19 protein-coding genes and 1 pseudogene are annotated in these 16,949 nt (G+C 56.0%); 15 read left to right on the top strand and 5 right to left on the bottom strand.

Annotated features, from left to right (window positions below; all coding sequences use genetic code 11):
- Positions 1-74 precede the first annotated feature (74 nt).
- Positions 75-1,049: pseudogene (locus tag EU557_RS05165) on the top strand (PLP-dependent cysteine synthase family protein); the annotation flags it as partial.
- Positions 1,050-1,088: 39 nt separating this feature from the next.
- Positions 1,089-1,508 carry a response regulator gene (locus tag EU557_RS05160; RefSeq protein WP_135529324.1) on the top strand — a complete coding sequence of 140 codons (420 nt, stop codon included), beginning with the start codon at positions 1,089-1,091 and terminating at the stop codon, positions 1,506-1,508.
- Positions 1,509-1,794: 286 nt separating this feature from the next.
- Here the strand turns inward: EU557_RS05160 and ade are convergent, their stop codons facing one another.
- Complete coding sequence (gene ade, locus EU557_RS05155; RefSeq protein WP_135529323.1) at positions 1,795-3,450, bottom strand: adenine deaminase; 1,656 nt, start codon at positions 3,448-3,450, stop codon at positions 1,795-1,797.
- A gap of 302 nt (positions 3,451-3,752) precedes the next feature.
- On the opposite strand from ade, the gene EU557_RS05150 reads away from it, so the two are divergent.
- The 6 genes from EU557_RS05150 (at position 3,753) to EU557_RS05125 (ending at position 8,178) form a co-directional block, all read left to right on the top strand.
- Complete coding sequence (locus EU557_RS05150) at positions 3,753-4,436, top strand: hypothetical protein (RefSeq protein WP_135529322.1); 684 nt, start codon at positions 3,753-3,755, stop codon at positions 4,434-4,436.
- Between the two features lie 15 nt (positions 4,437-4,451).
- Positions 4,452-4,847, top strand: coding sequence for a hypothetical protein (locus EU557_RS05145; RefSeq protein WP_135529321.1), 396 nt, complete (start codon positions 4,452-4,454; stop codon positions 4,845-4,847).
- Between the two features lie 35 nt (positions 4,848-4,882).
- Positions 4,883-5,626 carry a (d)CMP kinase gene (gene cmk / locus EU557_RS05140; protein ID WP_135529320.1) on the top strand — a complete coding sequence of 248 codons (744 nt, stop codon included), beginning with the start codon at positions 4,883-4,885 and terminating at the stop codon, positions 5,624-5,626.
- A 47-nt stretch (positions 5,627-5,673) separates the two neighbouring features.
- Positions 5,674-6,561: a 4-hydroxy-3-methylbut-2-enyl diphosphate reductase gene (locus EU557_RS05135; RefSeq protein WP_135529319.1), complete on the top strand. Its 888-nt coding sequence runs from the start codon at positions 5,674-5,676 to the stop codon at positions 6,559-6,561.
- 135 nt (positions 6,562-6,696) lie between these two features.
- The gene (locus tag EU557_RS05130) at positions 6,697-7,251 is read left to right on the top strand and encodes a DUF502 domain-containing protein (RefSeq protein WP_135529318.1); all 555 of its coding nucleotides are present in this window, start codon (positions 6,697-6,699) and stop codon (positions 7,249-7,251) included.
- Positions 7,252-7,371: 120 nt separating this feature from the next.
- Positions 7,372-8,178: an alpha/beta fold hydrolase gene (locus EU557_RS05125; RefSeq protein WP_167855091.1), complete on the top strand. Its 807-nt coding sequence runs from the start codon at positions 7,372-7,374 to the stop codon at positions 8,176-8,178.
- Positions 8,179-8,183: 5 nt separating this feature from the next.
- Here EU557_RS05125 and EU557_RS05120 read toward each other — a convergent pair whose 3' ends face one another.
- The gene (locus tag EU557_RS05120) at positions 8,184-8,642 is read right to left on the bottom strand and encodes a DoxX family protein (protein WP_245326166.1); all 459 of its coding nucleotides are present in this window, start codon (positions 8,640-8,642) and stop codon (positions 8,184-8,186) included.
- A gap of 89 nt (positions 8,643-8,731) precedes the next feature.
- On the bottom strand, positions 8,732-9,301 hold the full coding sequence (locus EU557_RS05115) for an O-acetyl-ADP-ribose deacetylase (RefSeq protein ID WP_135529315.1): 570 nt from the start codon (positions 9,299-9,301) through the stop codon (positions 8,732-8,734).
- A gap of 190 nt (positions 9,302-9,491) precedes the next feature.
- On the opposite strand from EU557_RS05115, the gene EU557_RS05110 reads away from it, so the two are divergent.
- The 7 genes from EU557_RS05110 (at position 9,492) to EU557_RS05080 (ending at position 15,439) form a co-directional block, all read left to right on the top strand.
- Positions 9,492-9,776, top strand: coding sequence for a 2TM domain-containing protein (locus EU557_RS05110; protein WP_135529314.1), 285 nt, complete (start codon positions 9,492-9,494; stop codon positions 9,774-9,776).
- A 120-nt stretch (positions 9,777-9,896) separates the two neighbouring features.
- The gene (locus tag EU557_RS05105) at positions 9,897-11,024 is read left to right on the top strand and encodes a PQQ-dependent sugar dehydrogenase (protein ID WP_135529313.1); all 1,128 of its coding nucleotides are present in this window, start codon (positions 9,897-9,899) and stop codon (positions 11,022-11,024) included.
- Between the two features lie 93 nt (positions 11,025-11,117).
- Positions 11,118-11,582: an ATP-dependent zinc protease family protein gene (locus EU557_RS05100; RefSeq protein WP_135529312.1), complete on the top strand. Its 465-nt coding sequence runs from the start codon at positions 11,118-11,120 to the stop codon at positions 11,580-11,582.
- Positions 11,583-11,660: 78 nt separating this feature from the next.
- Complete coding sequence (gene rimK / locus EU557_RS05095; RefSeq protein ID WP_135529311.1) at positions 11,661-12,605, top strand: 30S ribosomal protein S6--L-glutamate ligase; 945 nt, start codon at positions 11,661-11,663, stop codon at positions 12,603-12,605.
- A gap of 330 nt (positions 12,606-12,935) precedes the next feature.
- Complete coding sequence (locus EU557_RS05090) at positions 12,936-14,012, top strand: succinylglutamate desuccinylase/aspartoacylase family protein (protein WP_135529310.1); 1,077 nt, start codon at positions 12,936-12,938, stop codon at positions 14,010-14,012.
- Positions 14,013-14,102: 90 nt separating this feature from the next.
- Complete coding sequence (locus EU557_RS05085; RefSeq protein ID WP_135529309.1) at positions 14,103-14,759, top strand: OmpH/Skp family outer membrane protein; 657 nt, start codon at positions 14,103-14,105, stop codon at positions 14,757-14,759.
- A 362-nt stretch (positions 14,760-15,121) separates the two neighbouring features.
- Positions 15,122-15,439, top strand: a complete 318-nt coding sequence (locus EU557_RS05080; protein ID WP_135529308.1) for a hypothetical protein — start codon at positions 15,122-15,124, stop codon at positions 15,437-15,439.
- Between the two features lie 75 nt (positions 15,440-15,514).
- On the opposite strand, the gene EU557_RS05075 is transcribed toward EU557_RS05080, so the two are convergent.
- On the bottom strand, positions 15,515-16,087 hold the full coding sequence (locus EU557_RS05075) for a hypothetical protein (protein ID WP_135529307.1): 573 nt from the start codon (positions 16,085-16,087) through the stop codon (positions 15,515-15,517).
- Positions 16,088-16,166: 79 nt separating this feature from the next.
- Positions 16,167-16,829 carry an NAD-dependent epimerase/dehydratase family protein gene (locus EU557_RS05070; RefSeq protein WP_135529306.1) on the bottom strand — a complete coding sequence of 221 codons (663 nt, stop codon included), beginning with the start codon at positions 16,827-16,829 and terminating at the stop codon, positions 16,167-16,169.
- Positions 16,830-16,949: the final 120 nt, after the last annotated feature.

The following is a 16,949-nucleotide window of genomic DNA, read 5'->3' as shown; positions in this document are numbered from 1 at the left end:
GCTATCTGCTTAAGGCTCCCAACCGAAATGCGTACCTTTGTGGTCCTCTCTCACAAACCGCATACCCCACCCCCATGTACTTGAACAACATCGTTGAGGCCATCGGCAATACGCCTTTGGTAAAGCTCAACAAGCTTGCCGAAGGCATAAAAGGCACCGTATTGGTGAAAGTAGAATACTTCAACCCCGGCAACTCGGTGAAAGACCGGATGGCGTTGAAGATGATTGAGGATGCAGAGAAAGCCGGTCTGATTCAGCCCGGCGGCACCATCATTGAGGGTACCTCCGGCAATACCGGTATGGGCCTGGCGCTGGCCGCCATTGCGAAGGGCTACAAGTGCATCTTCACGATGAGTGACAAGCAAAGCAAGGAGAAGCAGGACATTCTGAAGGCAGTAGGTGCTGAGGTAATCGTGTGCCCCACCAACGTAGCCCCCGACGACCCACGCAGCTACTACTCGGTGGCCCGCAAGCTGAACGCCGAAATCCCGAACTCGCTGTACCCAAATCAGTACGACAATATGTCGAACTCGGCGGCGCATTATGAAACCACTGGCCCCGAGCTGTGGGAGCAAACGGAAGGCAAAATCACCCACTTTGCGGCGGGTGTGGGCACCGGTGGCACCATTTGTGGTACGGCCAAATACCTGAAAGAACAGAACCCTAACCTTGTGACGGTAGGCCTCGACACCTATGGCTCCGTATTCAAGAAGTACAAGGAAACCGGTATTTTCGACGAAAACGAAATCTACCCGTACAAAACCGAGGGTATCGGCGAAGATATTCTGCCTAAGAATGTTAACTTTGACCTGATTGATCTTTTCATCAAAGTATCCGACAAAGATGCTGCCGTCATGACGCGGCGGTTGGCCAAAGAGGAAGGCTTATTCGTAGGCTGGTCTTGTGGGTCGGCAGTATTCGGGGCCTTGGAATATGCTAAGGAGCATCTGAAGGAAGACGATACGATGGTCATTATCCTGCCTGACCACGGCACTCGCTACTTAGGTAAAATCTATAACGACGACTGGATGCGCGAACAAGGCTGGCTCTAGGCCAGTTACACTTGTGCCTCTTAAACTCCGAAAGCTATGGCTCGCAAACTGCGTAATGTTGTACTGGTAGACGACAATGAAACTACCAGCTTCCTAAATAACCGATTGTTGAGCCGGCTCAACGTAGCCGATCAGGTTCACACTTTCTCCAAAGCGGATCAGGCTTTTCAGTTCCTGTGGGGCGAAAACCCCGCCGATAACCCATCGAAGGATGTACCCGAGTTGGTATTCGTGGATCTGAAAATGCCCGGCATGGATGGCTTTGAGTTCTTGAAGCTTTACAACGAGTTGCCCGCCAGCTCGCGCGAGAAAACCGTGATGGCCGTGCTCACCACCTCCATGCATGCCGCCGACACCGCCCGTGTTGCGCAGTATGAAGGCGTAGAGTACCTGGCTAAGCCTCTCACGGAAGAGAAGATGCAGAAGCTACTGGAAAAGCGTTTCGTGAACAACTAGAGGCTTCCACTTCCTAAGTAAAAAGCCCCGTTACCACATCTGGTAACGGGGCTTTTGTTGTTGAAGTGGCCTAGCGAATAGGTAATACTACAGCCCGTCATGTCGAGCTTGTTGAGACATCTCGCGTGCTTACTCTGCAATGGCAACATCCCTGAAAGCGCGTCATCCTGAGCTTGCGAAGGATCTTTTCACGTCAGCACGAGGCGCTAGGCCAGTCGTTCTTGCTTAATAAGATCCTTCGCAAGCTCAGATGACGTGCAGATATAAATAGGATACTTCTGCTTGGCTACACCACCGCTTCTACAAACCGGAAGGCCTCGCCATCAAACAAGCCTTTGTCGCTGAGCTTGAGGCTGGGGATAACCAGCAGGGCCATGAAGGAAAGCGTCATGAATGGGGCCTGGAGGGGCGAGCCGAGCTGTTTGGATAGGGCATCTACAGCGGCGTAGGCCTCTGCCACATGGTAACCTTCCTGATCCGACATTAAGCCAGCCACAGGCAGAGGAAGCACCAGCTCCTCGCCATCAGGCGACACGACGGCTAGGCCACCCTGCGCCGCAATAACCAAGTTCACGGCGCGGGCTAAGCTTTCATCGTCGCAGCCTACGGCAGTGATGTTGTGGGAGTCGTGGCCTACGCTGCTGGCCAGGGCGCCCCGCTTCAGCCCGAAGCCCTGAATGAACGATACCGCCGGGGCTGCCGGCCGATAGCGGTTTACTACCGTGAGCTTTAGCACATCCTGCGCTATGTCGGGCAGCACTAGGCCACTCTCCACGCGGGCCGGCAAATCGTGGCGGGCCGTGATGAGCTGCCCATCGAAACACTCAATAACGCGCACTGTGGCCGCTGCCTGAGGGGCTACCACCTGGAAATCGGCGGGCTGCACGGGAGTAGTGTGGAAGTTGTTTACCACCGCTACGGGCACAGCAGGAATCAGCGTTTGGCCCTTTTCAGCCACCAGCTCACCATTCAGATACGTTTGCTGAACGCTGAAATCGGTGAGGTTATCTACCACGATAAAATCAGCGGGGTCACCGGCGCGCAGGAGGCCTACGGGCAGGTTGTAGTGCTCTACGGGGTTGCGGCAAGCTACGCGCAGCACCTGTAGCACATCTTGGCCGCGCGCCACTGCCCGCTGCACCAGCTGGTTGATATGGCCTAGCACCAAGGTGTCGGGGTGCTTATCATCAGAGCAGAACATCATGTGCTCGTGGTGCTCGGGGAGTAGGTCAATGAGGGCCTCGAAATTGCGGGCGGCGGAGCCCTCGCGCACCAGAATCTTCATGCCCACGGCGAGCTTATCCAGGGCCTCTTCCGCCGTGAAGCACTCGTGGTCGGTGCTGATGCCGGCGGCCGCATACTGGCGGGCGTCTTCGCCGCGTAGGCCAGGAGCGTGGCCATCTACAGGGCGGCCGTACTGCTGGGCCAGCCGGATTTTCTCCATCACGTCGGCGTCGCGGTGCAACACGCCGGGCCAGTTCATCATTTCGGCCAAATAACCAATTTCGGGGTGCTCCTTGAACAACGTCTCAATGTCGGCGGCGGTTATTTCGGCGCCGGCGGTTTCAAAGGGCGTAGCGGGTACGCAGGAGGGGGCCCCAAAGCAGAACTTGAAGGGTACTTGCCCGCCATTTTCCAGCATGTATTTCACACCCGCCACGCCCAGCACGTTTCCAATCTCGTGGGGGTCTGATACGGTGGCTACGGTGCCGTGCACCACGGCTAGGCGCGCAAACTCAGAGGGCACTAGCAGGGAGCTTTCCACGTGCACGTGGGCATCCACAAAGCCGGGTAGCGCATAGGGTAGCGCGGGGTCGGGGTTGAGAGCACCGGTGGGAGCAATCTGCTGGATGCGGCCAGCAGCTACGTGAAGCGTGGCGGGGGTTATCGTATTGGCAAACAGGTCGATGACGTTGGCCTGGAGTTGAAAATCAGCGGGCATAGGGCAGGAGAAATGCGAAGGTAAAGTTGAGTTGGGCAGACGGCTAACGGGTAAAGAACCGTATATTTGCCGAAAATCTGCGCTGTGAGAAAGATTGTGACTTTGCTATTAGCTGCCTTAATTGGAGGCACTGGCCTAGCTTCAACGGGCTGCGCCAGCCGCACGCCCCAGCAGAAGAAAACTTCATCCCTCAAGCGGAAAGCCAAGCTGGGCAAAATGCCTTGCCCTTGTGAAAGCCACTAACGCACTGCACTACCAGCAGGGCGCTTTGCCACACAAAACATCCTCTATCCACCAAGCACGTGAAAAAAACTTTGCTGTTTAGCTTGTTGACGATGGCGGGGTTAGGAATGGTGGCTCCTGTGGCAGTGGCTCAAACTAAGCCGGCGGCTTTCCCGGCTCCAGGCACTTACGACCCCTTTACGCCCGACCCTACGCAGGTACGCCAGACGGATGGGCACGCCGGATCTTTTCAAGACCTGCAAGGCCATTGGCACGCCGTGCAAATAGGCGAGTACACCGCCTATAAAGTTTACATGAACACCGAGGGCAATACCTACCAAGCGTATTTGCCTCGCGAAATCAAGGCCTTCGTGAAATACCCCGGCGATACCCTGGTTTCTTTGACTGGCCTAGCCAGCCACTCGAAGCTACGCGGCGGGGTGTTTGGCATGCAGCAGTTCCGCGGGGCGGGGTTGCAGATGGTTGACTACAGCTACACGCGCCGCAGCCTGCTGGAGCGCGTGGTGGGGACGCCGACTCTAACAATCCGGCAAGCCGCTGGCCCTTGGCAAGAAGTGCCTCGGTCGAAAAATGCGTTCCAACAACTGTTTCTGACGCTGCTGGCCGATGATGCACGGAGTGTAGCGGAACTCAAAACCGGTCGCCTGCGTCCGGGGCGGGATGCCGCCCGATTGCTCACAGATTACGCTGATTCCCGCGTGACGCAGCAGTTGCGCGCCGTTGGAACAGTGGGTCGTCCTTAACTACTACAGTTGCCTATGCCTTCAGAATCGCCCCTTGCCTCACTCCGTGCCGCCGCCGAAGGTGTACGCCAGCAGCTTCAGGTGAATGCCTTTGATGCCGCGGCCGTCCAACGGCTCGCCGACTTTATTGAGCAGCAGCGCCCTAGCATTAAAGACTCGGAGAAGCAAGGAGTAGTTACGGCGCTGGGGTGTTTCCTAGGCCAGTGTTTGGTAGATACCTACGGCGGCACCTGGGCTCAGGGCCCCGATAAAACCACCGGCGTGGGCATCAACCGCGCTTATTTTTTTAACCCATTCTTCCGCGTGAGCGAGCAGCTGGCTAAGGGTGAAGCCGAGTCGGTTGTGAAGTTCTTCGCGGGCATTCCTGAGCGATTGGCCCTTAAGCCCGTGCGCAAAAACTGGATTTCGTGAGCCCTTTAAGCCTAACCGTACCCAACGACTTTGTCATGCGGAAAATCGTCATTGCCATTGATGGCTACTCTTCGTGCGGCAAAAGCACCACAGCTAAGGCTGTGGCCGCTGAACTGGGCTACGCCTATATTGATAGCGGCGCCATGTACCGCGCCGTAACCCTTTACCTGCTGGAGCACAACATCAGCTTCGACGATTTGCCCCGCATTGAGCAGGCCCTGCATGACATGCACATCTCATTTAAGCGTAACCGCAAAACCGGCCGCAATGAGCTCTGTCTTGATGGTGAAATCCGAGAGGATGAAATCCGGCAGATGCGCATTTCTAACTCCGTGAGTGAGGTGTCGGTGATTCCAGCCGTGCGCCACGCCTTGGTGCGGCAGCAGCAGCGCATGGGCCGTAAGCGGGGCGTGGTAATGGATGGCCGCGACATCGGCACCACCGTATTTCCTGATGCAGAGGTGAAGGTGTTTATGACCGCCGATGTGCTTACGCGGGCGGAGCGCCGCCAGGAGGAGCTGGCCCTGAAGGACGAGCACGTACCCGTGGATGAGATAGTGGAGAACCTGCGCAAGCGTGACCACATTGATTCTACTCGGACGGAAAGCCCCTTGCGCCGCGCCGCCGATGCTGTGCTGCTGGATACCACTCACATGATGATCGACGAGCAGGTTGATTTCGTGCTGGAGCGGGTATCGGCGAAGTTATTTACCCTAGCCGTTACTTCCGACGCGGATAGCTCCGAACGGAATGGCGGCGAAGCGGTTGTTAAGGAGTAGGGCCCGATAATTGCACCTGTTCGACGGTTGCTTTGTTAAGAGAACACATGAACGTCACCATCGATAAAAATTCTGGCTACTGTTTCGGCGTCGAGTTTGCCATCCAGATGGCTGAAGACGAACTGGCCCACGACGACATCTTGTATTGTCTCGGCGATATTGTGCACAACCGCATGGAGGTGGAGCGCCTGCATGCGCTAGGCCTACGCATCATCGACCGAGAGCAGCTGGAAGAGCTGCACGACGCCAAGGTGCTCATCCGGGCCCACGGCGAGCCGCCGGAAACCTATGCCCTGGCTCTGCGCAACAATATTGAGCTCATTGACGCTTCATGCCCGGTAGTGCTTAAGCTGCAGAACCGCGTGAAGCACGCTTTTGATGCCACCACGCGCCAAAACGGACAGGTAGTGATTTATGGGCAGCCCGGCCATGCGGAGGTCATTGGCCTTACCGGCCAGACCCGCAACCAGGCCCTCATCGTGATGACAGAGGCCGACCTGGACCAGATTGACTTCGCCCGCCCGGTTACGCTCTTCAGCCAGACCACCAAAAGCACCGCTGGCTTCTACCACATGAAGCAGGTGATTGAAGAGCGTATTGCCGCAGCTGGGGGCTCTTTGGAGGCCTTCGATGCCAACGACAGCATTTGTCGGCAGGTAAGTAACCGCGAGCCGGCATTGGCCAAATTCGCCGTCCAGCATGACGTAATCGTCTTCGTGAGCGGCCGTAAGAGCTCCAACGGCAAGGCCCTATTCTCGGTAGTAAACAAAACCAACCCGCGCAGCTACTTCGTGGAAAACGAGCAGGAGCTGCAGGATGAGTGGTTTCAGGGCATGGAGTCGGTCGGTATCTGTGGTGCCACCAGCACCCCCATGTGGCTGATGCAGCGCGTGAAGGACCGTATTGAAGAAGTGACAGAGATGAAGCTGGCCTAGCTTCTTCCTGCCCCCATACGATAATAGAACAGCGGCTCACCCGGTTTTTCTGGGTGGGCCGCTGCTGTTTTAAGGAGGGCGGGGTAACTTGCGGTGCTCGGCCCGCGCCTGTTCCGTAGGCCACTAGCTTCGCTCATGAGTCGTTTATTCAACTACTTTCTCAACGGATTTCTGGTTGTGGCGCCGGTCGGCCTCACGCTCTATATTCTGTATGCCCTACTTCGCTGGCTCAACGACCTGTTTGCGGGCTTGAGCTTTGATGTACCTGGCCTAGGCCTAGTAGTGGCCGTTGTGCTGATTACGCTAGTGGGCTTTGTGGCGAAATCCTTCCTGGTGCGGCCCTTCCTGATTATCATGGAGCGGCTGCTGCACCGCACGCCGCTGGTCAGCATCATCTACTCCAGCCTGAAAGATCTGTTTGACGCGTTTGTGGGCGACAACCAGAAGTTTAACCGGCCGGTGCTGGTGCGTATGAGTGCCACCGAGCAGACCTTCAAAATGGGTTTCGTAACCCAGGCCACCATGGCTGCTATTCACCGCGACGACCTGCTGGCGGTGTATTTCCCGCACTCCTACAACTTTTCCGGCGAGCTAGTGCTGGTGCCACCCACCCACGTCACCTACCTTGATCTGCCCAGCAGCGAAGTAATGAAGTTTATCGTGTCGGGCGGCGTGTCGCGCCTAACCTAGCTAAGCACAGCCAAGCCACAATTCCACGCAGTGGCCTAGCGGACCTGCTGTCGACTTTCTGCTATTAAATGCAATAGCTTTTGTGGGCACTTACAGGGTAGCGACGGTGTTTATACCTTGTTGAAAACGCACCTAAACTACCGTAAATATGGCACCGGCCCGAAGGTTGTACTAGCCTTTCACGGGTACGGGCAAAGCGAAGGACACTGGCGGGGCCTGATCCAGTTGCTGGGCCCTGAGGTGACCGTGTATGCCTTTGATCTGTTTTACCACGGCGGCAGCCGATTAGCTAAACAAGACTCTCCGCTAACCAAGCAGCGGCTTGCTGAGCTGCTTCAGACGTTCCTCGCTGAGCAGGGCATTGAAAGCTTCAGCCTGCTGGCCTTTAGCATGGGTGCCAAGTTTGCCCTGACCGCCGCTGAGTATTTCCCCGAGCGGGTGAAAGGCGTGTGGTTAATTGCTCCCGATGGTATTGGGTCCCAGCTATGGTACACGCTAGCTATGCGGCCGCCGTGGATGCGAGGCTTGTTGGGCCGAGCGGTTCTGCGGCCCCAGCGCCTGTTGCGCTTCCTCAATACCCTCCGGCAGCGCCGCCTGCTCGACCCCAACCTCGTGCACTTTGCTCAGTGGCAGCTCGATAGCCGCGAAAAGCGCCTGCGCATTTACCGGAGCTGGACTGCCTTCCGGGGGCTAACGTTTGACCTGAAGCGGCTGGCTCGCGTGCTAAACCAGCACGCTATACCTGTTACCTTCTTTTTAGGGCGCCACGACCGGGTGATTCCGCCAGCCGGCATCCAGCAGTTTGCTGCTACTTTATCGAAAGCAGACACCATTCTGTTGAATACCGGCCATGCGGGACTTATCTACGATGTGACAGCCTACCTACGTCAGCATCCGCAGCTTATGCCTCGTGTGGCTGTGGCCTAGCAGGGCTACAGCTCGCTGGGCTTGTGCCGAAGAATTCGGTGGTCGATGGAATACCGGCCGGGACCTACAATCATGAAGAACAGCATGAGAGCTAATACGGCGGCGGATACCCACAGCTCAATGTTACCCAGCGTTAAGCCATTCTGGGTGTTTACAATGAAAACGGCGCCAATCAGAATAGGAATCTGAATAAGCAGCGCAAACCGCGTTAGAAACCCGAAGGCAATCATGAGCCCGCCAATGATGTGGAAGGTGCTGAAAAAGAGGGAGGCTTTTCTGAGGTGGGCCAGGCTTTCCTGCTGACTGAGCAGGTAGAAGACGTCGCTGGAGTTGTTTAGAAAAGAAACGCCTTTAACGAACAGAAACAGGCCTAGCAGAATGCGCAAGCCGTCCATCCAAACTGGATTGCTGGCGCTGTTTCTGTTTTTACGTTCGGCCATTGGGTGGGGATTGGAGACTTCCATGGCGCTACAAGGTTAGAGGGTGGTTGATGGGTGGTTTCTAAAGTTACCATTTTCTGCGCAAAGAAAATCGTGAAAAAGAACCGCTTAGGCTATTGAAGCGCCTGCTCATATAAGGTAAAGCTCTCCTCGTCGAAGACCACGAATACCACTTCTTGGGGCTGCGCGTGCAGCCTCATAAACTGCCTGACTTCCTGCACGGCAATGGCTGCAGCATCTGGCTTGGGGTACCCATAGATGCCCGTACTAATGCTGGGAAAGGCTACACTGGCTACTCCTTTCTCTTGGGCCAGTTGCAGACTGTTGCGGTAGCAGTTGGCCAGTAGCTCTGGCTCGTGCAGGTGCCCGCCGTTCCACACGGGCCCTACCGTATGAATAACGTAGCGCGCGGGCAAGCGGCCAGCCGTAGTAAGTACGGCCTCGCCGGTAACTAGGCCACTCCCGTAGTGGCTAGCACGTAATTTCCGGCAGGCCTCAAGTATCTCGGGGCCCCCGGCCCGGTGAATAGCCCCATCAACGCCACCACCCCCCAGCAAGCTAGAGTTGGCCGCATTCACAATGGCCTTGGTATCGATGCGGGTAATGTCGCCGCGGTGCAGCAGGATACGGCCGAAGGAACGTGCTTGGATGCGCCAGTTGGTAGCGGGAGAGGGGGTAGGCATGAGGTGGGAGATGAGGTTGTGTAGCCATATACGACGGGGTAATTGGCGTTGGTTAAGGTGGCGTTTCCACGGTTCAACCTAGTTTTTCAACACTTCAGGTGTCAGTATTGCTGCTTGGTTAACTATGAATTCTGGAATGAAGGCGGAACCTATAGGTTTGAGCATTCAACCACGCCAAACTCCTCTACTCATGGAAACTCCTGCTCGCGACCCCCACCTGTGGCGTATGGCTAAAGCCCGTGCCCGCTTCAAATCACATCTGTTTACCTACGTCACGGTTAACCTGCTGTTGTGGAGCATCTGGGCCTTGACCGACCGTAGCTTCAGCCCCCTTCCTTGGCCCGTGTGGTCTACTCTGTTCTGGGGTATTGGGGTGGCCATTCAAGGCTTCTCTACCTATGGCAACATGGAGCGGGGGCAACTCTCGGAGCGGGAATACGAGCGGCTCCTTCGCCAGCGTTCCAACCAGCTGTAGTAATCGGCAAGGCTTCAGACCAGCCCGTTCCGTCTGTGCGGGGCGGGCCACTTGGTGTAGACTAGGCCACAAACTACCGCCGCCCTGCAACCTTCCGGTTGGGCTGAGGGTTGGGTTGGTATGACGATAAAGCGCCGTTTCTTTCCCCTGCTGCTGGCTCCACTGGTCCTCACGGCTTTGGCTCCCAAGCCGGCCACTCCTGCCGCTGATGTAAACCTCAGTAAGATCAAGCTGCCCGCCGGCTTCACTATCAGCTACTTTGCCCAGGGCGTAAAAAGCGCCCGCGAACTGGCGGTAGGCCCCGATGGTACCGTGTACGTGGGGACCAAAGACGATAAAGTATATGCCTTGCCCGACCGCAACAAAGATGGCCGGGCCGATGAAGTAGTTACCATTGCCACCGGCCTGAACTCGCCCAACGGCGTGGCTGTGCGCAATGGGGCGCTCTATGTAGCTGAAATCAATCGCATTCTGCGCTACGACAACATAGCTCAGCGCCTGAAGCAGAAGCCCAAGCCGGCGGTGGTCTATGATAAGCTGCCCAATAAAGACTGGCACGGCTACCGCTACATCGCCTTCGGGCCCGATGGCAAGCTGTACGTGCCGGTAGGTGCGCCCTGCAACAGCTGCCTGCCAGAAGAGCCCATCTATGCCACCATCAACCGCCTCAACCCCGATGGCACTGGCCTAGAAACCTTTGCATATGGTGTGAGAAACACGGTAGGCTTCGACTGGAGCCCCCAGGATAAGGCATTGTGGTTTACCGACAACGGCCGCGACATGCTAGGCGACAATCTGCCCGCTGATGAGCTGAATCGAGCGCCCAAGCCCGGGCTGCACTTCGGCTTTCCGTATTACTTCGCCGGCGATGTGCAGGACCCCGAGCTAGGCAAGGGTAAATCGGTGGCTACGTACGCTAAGCCCGCCCGTAAACTGGGGCCTCACGTGGCTGCGTTAGGTATGAAGTTTTATACCGGCAAGAAATTTCCAGCCCAGTACCGCAACCAAATCTTTATTCCTGAGCACGGCTCCTGGAACCGCACCACCAAGCTAGGCTACCGCATCAGCTTGGTGCGGCTTGACGCTACGGGCAAGCAAGCCCAGAGCTACGAGACCTTTGCCGAAGGCTGGCTGCAGGGTAAGCAAGCCTGGGGGCGCCCCGTGTGTTTGCTGGTGCTGCCCGACGGCTCCTTGCTCGTTTCTGATGACCAGAACGATGCCGTTTATCGTATTAGCTACAAAGGGTAAGCAGGTAGTGGCCTAGGCCTCTTCATCAGAGCTGCATCGTAAACTCACCACTTCCATTTCACCATCTCACAATTTCACCCTTACTTGCCGCTCATGAAAAAGCAACGTGAGCCGAAGCGAATGGTGGGGCGACGGGAACTGGTTGATTTTCCTGCTTTCCAGTTGTGGGGAGTGGAGGCCAAGGTGGACACCGGAGCCTATACCGGAGCTATTCATTGCTCTAACATTCGCGTTGAAACCCTGCCAGATGGCCAGCACTACCTGCACGTACAGCTGCTTGATACGCTGCATCCCAATTTTGACGGCATGCACATGAAATTCGCCAACTTCTCCCTGCGCGACATTCGGAGCTCCAATGGCGAGGTGCAGAAACGGTACGTAATTCAGGCCGCTATTCGGCTGTTTGGGCAAGACTATAGCACGGAGTTTTCGCTTTCTGACCGCTCCGATATGAAGTATCCGGTGCTTATTGGGCGTGTGTTGCTGCGTCAGGCCCGTTTAGTGGTCGATGTAGCTCGTTTGAATCTGTCGTATAAAAGTCAAATAGCTGCTGGCTAGAAGCCGTGCCGCTTGCGGGGCGCCCTGTATCTTTGCGGCGCGCTTCTGCTCTACTATCCTCCTCCAAGCATCTATCTAATGAAACTGGCGATTCTCTCGCGTGAGCCGAAGCTATACTCGACGACGCGCCTCGTGGAAGCCGCTGAACAACGCGGCCACGAGGCAGTGGTCCTAGACCATCTGCACTGTAACCTGGTTCTTGAAAAAGGTAAGCCTGGTATCATATACGAAGGCAATAAGCTGGAAGGCTTTGACGCTATAATCCCCCGCATTGGAGCTTCCGTAACGTTTTATGGCTGTGCCGTGGTGCGGCAGTTTGAAATGATGAAGGTGCGCACGGCCGTGGAAAGCCAGGCCATTGTGCGCAGCCGCGACAAGCTCCGCTCCATGCAGATCTTGAGTAGGGCCGGCGTGGGCATGCCCAAAACGGCCTTCACCAACTACTCCGATGAAGTGCCCGCCATGATTCAGCAAGTGGGTGGCGCGCCGGTAATCATTAAACTACTGGAAGGTACCCAGGGCTTGGGCGTAGTACTGGCTGAGTCGGCTAAAGCGGCGCAGTCGGTAATTGAGGCGTTCCACAACCTGAAGGCGCGCATTATTGTGCAGGAGTTTATTGCGGAGAGCAAGGGGGCCGACCTCCGGGCCTTCGTGGTGAATGGGGAAGTGGTGGGCGCCATGAAGCGCCAGGGTAAGGAGGGCGAGTTCCGCTCCAACCTGCACCGCGGCGGCTCCGGTACGCTGGTAAAACTTTCGCGGGCCGAGAAGGCAGCCGCCCTGCTCGCCACCAAAGCGCTAGGCCTGGGTATTGCGGGCGTAGACATGCTGCAGAGCAAACGTGGGCCGCTGGTGCTGGAAGTAAATTCTTCCCCTGGCCTAGAAGGTATTGAGAAAGCCACTGGCCTCAATATTGCCGGCAAAATCATTGAGTACACCGAGCAACTCTCCCAGAAAAAGAAGTCGAAACCTAAAGCGGTTACCACCTCTACTCCGGAGGTATTGCCTGACACTCAGGCGGACTAGCCAGGAAAGGTAGGCCTACAGGAGCCGCTATAGTCTTTAGCTAAAGCAATAACACGTCATCCTGAGCTAGAGCAATGCATCTGGTTAAGGGTAGTACAACTGGCCTAGCGCCTCGTGCTACCCTAACCAGATGCATTGCTTTTGCTTGGGATGATATGCTTCATAGCTGGCACAAATAGCTACTACAAGTTCAGGCTGACAAGCTACTGGCCTAGGCCTATATTCGGTTGGAATGATAATTGACGCTGATAAGGTCTGCTCAACAGTTCAGCTTCGGTATATTCACCGAATTGGTGTGAGCTGTAGTGCTACACCTTGCCCTGTACTGCTTTGGTAACTGATTCCTCTGCCGCGCCTACCGATTTATTGCTCAATGGTCTGGTCATCAAACCGGGGCAGTCTGTGCTTACTCGGTTGGTTATCTCCCGGCTGCCATCGGGCACCGTAATTGACATTCCCGTGCATGTGTTCCGCTCCACGGAGCCGGGCCCTACGGTGTTGCTCATGGCCGGCATGCACGGCGACGAAGTAAACGGCATTGAAACCATCCGGCGCATGATCCGGCGCAACTTGCTGCACCCCCTGCGCGGAACTGTCATTGCCATTCCTATTCTCAACATCTATGGGTTTTTGAACTTCTCGCGGGAAGTGCCCGATGGTAAAGATGTGAACCGGTCGTTTCCCGGGAACCCACGGGGGTCGTTGGCCAGTCGTGTGGCGCATCGCTTCATGCGAGAAATCATGCCCCTTATAGATTACGGCATTGATTTTCACACGGGAGGCGCGGCCCGGGCCAACATTTCACAGGTGCGCTGCCTGTTGCACCAAGACGAGGAAACCGACGCCCTGGCTGCGGCATTTGCGGCTCCCTTCACCCTGCATGCTTCCCTGCGGCCCGGCTCCCTGCGCGAAACCGCCATGCAGGAAGGCCGCCGCATTATTGTGTACGAAACGGGTGAGTCGTTGCGCTTAGATGAGGCGGGAATTGAGATGGCCATTGCCGGTACGTTCCGGGTGCTTCATCATTTGGGAATGGTAGAAAATGCCCCGCCTGCGGCAGCGGCCAGCGTGGTGTGCATGCGCTCTACTTGGCTGCGGGCACGCTACGCGGGGCTTTTCCGCAGCGATGTGCACCTGGGCGACTACATCGAGAAAGGACAAGTGTATGGCTCAGTGGCGGACCCGTACGGGGAAAACTCCGTGCGCCTAGAGTCGCCGGTAACGGGCTACATCATTGGCCTCAACCATATGCCAGTGGTAAACCAGGGTGATGCCCTGGTACACGTAGGGCGCACTGATCTGTCGCCGAGCCGGGTTGATTTGGCAGCGCCTTACGATGAGAAGCCCATGAAGCCTCTGGAAGTGGAGGAGTCGGATGAGGACGAGGAGCCCGCAGATGGACATTGAAACTCCGGCCTAGTACAATCAGCGGGGCTTTTTTCGTTTCTTTGACCAGCGCTGCTTACGGAGCAGCTTTGTTTCTCTCTTATTTCTCGAATGAAAAACTCTCTTCAACTGGTAATTAACGCGGTACTGGTCTTGGCCGTCGCGGTTTTATTTTACCTGCACTTTGCCAACAAGCCTGCCGCTGCCCCCGCCCGTAAGCCCGTGGCCGCAGTAAAAACGAATGACTCAACGGCTACCCCCGTTACCACTGAAGAGCCCGCCGACCTCACCGCGGTAGCCGACACCGACAAGGTGGCCTACGTAGAGTCGGGCAAGTTGCTGGATGGTTACCAAGGCATGAAAGATGCGCGCCGCAGCTTTGAGGCAAAAGCTAAACGCTGGGAAGCCCAAAACCAGAAACTGGTGCAAGGCTTCCAAGGCGCCGTGCAGAAGTATCAGCAGCAGGCGGCTGGCATGACGGCCGAGCAGCGCGCTAGCACCGAGCAGCAATTGCAGGGCCGCCAAGTGCAGGTGGCGCAAGAGCAGGAAAAACTGCAGCGCCAAGCCCAAGAAGAAGAAGGCAAAATGACCCAGCAAGTGCTGGAGCGCATCAATAAGCAAGTTGAAGTGTACGGCAAGCAGAACGGGTACCGCCTCATTCTGATTGCTGCCCCCAGCGGCACCATTGCCTACGGCCGCAAAGATTTAGACATAACTGCTCCAGTGCTCAAGCATTTGAATGCTGAGTATAGCAGCAAGAAGAAATAAGCCCTACTATAAGGTAGTTCTCGTTTAGAAGCCGAGGTGTACACGTAGTGTAGGCCTCGGCTTCTTGATTTATATAGGTTTTGCTTAATGTTATTATAGAATACGTAGCGTGCTGATGATCAGAATAATGTGTCAAAGAATGGAGCAGAAAGCCTTATTCCCTCTAGGCTAATTGCACAGAGGCGCTATATAGAGTATGTTATATAATTTCAGGATGGGTAAGGCATACTGTTTAGAAGGGCTTCTGCCGAGGTAATAGCCAGAGGGTTAAGCTATGAAATTTAGCTTATGCCATTAAACCCCAGGATTTTCCAGTCGTCTAACAGGTAGATCAGTCACTCATTAGGTGACCTCTCTGCCCTATGAAAAACTACCTGAAATTTCCTGCCTTGTTTCTGGCTCTTATACTATCCGCAGCCACTCTCACCGGCTGCGTAGCCACCGCTCAGCCTGGCGTAGTAGTAGGGCCAGCCCCCACACCATATCCCGGCTATGGTTACGGGTATGGCTACCCCTATAGGCCTAGGCCCTACTACCGTCCGCGCCCAGCCCGGGTAGTAGTGGTTGAGCCACGTAGGCCAGTAATGGTGCAGCCCCGCCGCCAAGTGGTAGTGCCGGCCCAACGGCCTTACTACAATAGCTACAATGTGCGTCCGCACCGTTCTTACCGCGTGAGGTAAGTAAAGGTGAAACAAAAAGCCCTCCTGCAAGCGCAGGAGGGCTTTTTGTTTGATTGTAGAGTAGCCTTTAGTGGCCTAGAAAGCAAAGCGTAGGCTCACGGCAGCGTCGTTGTAGAAGCCGGTGTAGCCATCAAATACTTCGAAGAAAGGCTTGTAGTCAACACCAATCACGAAGGGTAGGTCTTCCATTTTGTATTCCAGACCCAGAATCAGGTCGGCGCCACCCACGATGTAGTTGGTGTCATCGTACCAGTAGTTACGATAGTAATCGTACTTTTTGCCACGCAGATAGCGGGAGTCGGTGAAGTAGTAGCGGCCTTGGTAGGAGCCAATGTGGGCTCCGGCGCCATAGTAGAACTGCAGGCCTTTGAAGTCAGAAACCGGCACGTGCTTTTCCAGCAGGAGCGTCAGGCGGCCACCACGGGCAGCGTATTCACGCGTCAGAAGGCCTTCGAAAGCCACATTGTTTTTGCCGCTCAAAAAGTGTTTGAACGTTAAGCCCGACGACCAGCCGCCGCCGCGTAGGCCTATGCCCGTGCTGTAGCCAGCTCCGCCGCCACCGCTGCTTTTTTTCTTGCTCTGCGCGTACGCTCCTTCAACACTACCCAGTAAACCCAGGAACAACAAAACTAAAACCAGACGCTTCATGCGTGAAAATAGATAAAGAGGAAAAGTGGACTTCCGGCAAAAGTACAAGTTGCCTTCGAATTTCACCCACTTCTTTTCGCTACCTATCTCCTTCGCGAGCAATTGCCTCGGAGGAATGAATACGGATACCACCTCCATCATCCTCAGCGGCCCGCAACATGGCGCGTGCTACGGCATCGGCGCTAATGGCCCGGTAAAGGCGCAAGGGGCCTATCAAAACGGGTTGCAGAACGCGGAGTAGAATAGCACCAATTTGCTCGCCAAGGCGCTTTTTAGGGCGTTGGCCCAACAGTAAGGATGGGCGGAAGATATGGATGGCCCGGAAGGGAGCTTGGCGCACGGCCTCCTCCGTATCTCCCTTCACCCGGTTGTAGTAGAAATGCGAAGTAGCATCGGCGCCCATAGCAGATACAAGTAAAAACTGGGCCGCAAAGTTGCCAGCCGTAAGGGCAGCTAGCTTTACTACATACAAAAAATCTACTTGGTAAAACGCTTCCTTGCTGCCCGCCTGCCGCAGCGTAGTGCCCAGGCAGCAGTACACATCATCGGCAATGAGTTGCAGGCGGTGTTCCTCCAGCTGCTCGAAATCGAAGATGCGCTGCTCCAGCTTGGGGTGCACTATAGGAAGCGGGCGGCGACTAACGGCAATGACGCGGGCATAACGGTCGGAGGCAAGGAGCAAGGGCAGGAGCTGACTGCCCACTAGGCCACTAGCCCCGGCAATGAGAGCGGTTTTCTGCATGACAACCCGCGCACGGCGGTGATGAAGTGACTTCCGGCGCGTATGAGGACTACGTAAACCGACTGCAGATCGGTGCGCCATTGCCCCGGCAGATACGGAAAGTCAGTTGAGCGTTGCCTG

Origin of the sequence: Hymenobacter wooponensis, assembly GCF_004745865.1 — a bacterium.
In the GTDB taxonomy this organism is placed as follows: Bacteria; Bacteroidota; Bacteroidia; order Cytophagales; family Hymenobacteraceae; genus Hymenobacter; species Hymenobacter wooponensis.
This window is presented reverse-complemented; position numbering and strand designations above follow the sequence as displayed.

Coding starts and splice junctions, on each gene's coding strand:
- EU557_RS05080 (WP_135529308.1), top strand. CDS start 15,122: ATGAAAAACTACCTGAAATTTCCTGCCTTGTTTCTGGCTCTTATACTA.
- EU557_RS05120 (WP_245326166.1), bottom strand. CDS start 8,642: ATGGAAGTCTCCAATCCCCACCCAATGGCCGAACGTAAAAACAGAAAC.
- EU557_RS05100 (WP_135529312.1), top strand. CDS start 11,118: ATGAAAAAGCAACGTGAGCCGAAGCGAATGGTGGGGCGACGGGAACTG.
- EU557_RS05115 (WP_135529315.1), bottom strand. CDS start 9,301: ATGCCTACCCCCTCTCCCGCTACCAACTGGCGCATCCAAGCACGTTCC.
- EU557_RS05130 (WP_135529318.1), top strand. CDS start 6,697: ATGAGTCGTTTATTCAACTACTTTCTCAACGGATTTCTGGTTGTGGCG.
- EU557_RS05085 (WP_135529309.1), top strand. CDS start 14,103: ATGAAAAACTCTCTTCAACTGGTAATTAACGCGGTACTGGTCTTGGCC.
- EU557_RS05160 (WP_135529324.1), top strand. CDS start 1,089: ATGGCTCGCAAACTGCGTAATGTTGTACTGGTAGACGACAATGAAACT.
- EU557_RS05070 (WP_135529306.1), bottom strand. CDS start 16,829: ATGCAGAAAACCGCTCTCATTGCCGGGGCTAGTGGCCTAGTGGGCAGT.
- EU557_RS05075 (WP_135529307.1), bottom strand. CDS start 16,087: ATGAAGCGTCTGGTTTTAGTTTTGTTGTTCCTGGGTTTACTGGGTAGT.
- EU557_RS05135 (WP_135529319.1), top strand. CDS start 5,674: ATGAACGTCACCATCGATAAAAATTCTGGCTACTGTTTCGGCGTCGAG.
- EU557_RS05110 (WP_135529314.1), top strand. CDS start 9,492: ATGGAAACTCCTGCTCGCGACCCCCACCTGTGGCGTATGGCTAAAGCC.
- EU557_RS05145 (WP_135529321.1), top strand. CDS start 4,452: ATGCCTTCAGAATCGCCCCTTGCCTCACTCCGTGCCGCCGCCGAAGGT.
- EU557_RS05105 (WP_135529313.1), top strand. CDS start 9,897: ATGACGATAAAGCGCCGTTTCTTTCCCCTGCTGCTGGCTCCACTGGTC.
- cmk (WP_135529320.1), top strand. CDS start 4,883: ATGCGGAAAATCGTCATTGCCATTGATGGCTACTCTTCGTGCGGCAAA.
- ade (WP_135529323.1), bottom strand. CDS start 3,450: ATGCCCGCTGATTTTCAACTCCAGGCCAACGTCATCGACCTGTTTGCC.
- rimK (WP_135529311.1), top strand. CDS start 11,661: ATGAAACTGGCGATTCTCTCGCGTGAGCCGAAGCTATACTCGACGACG.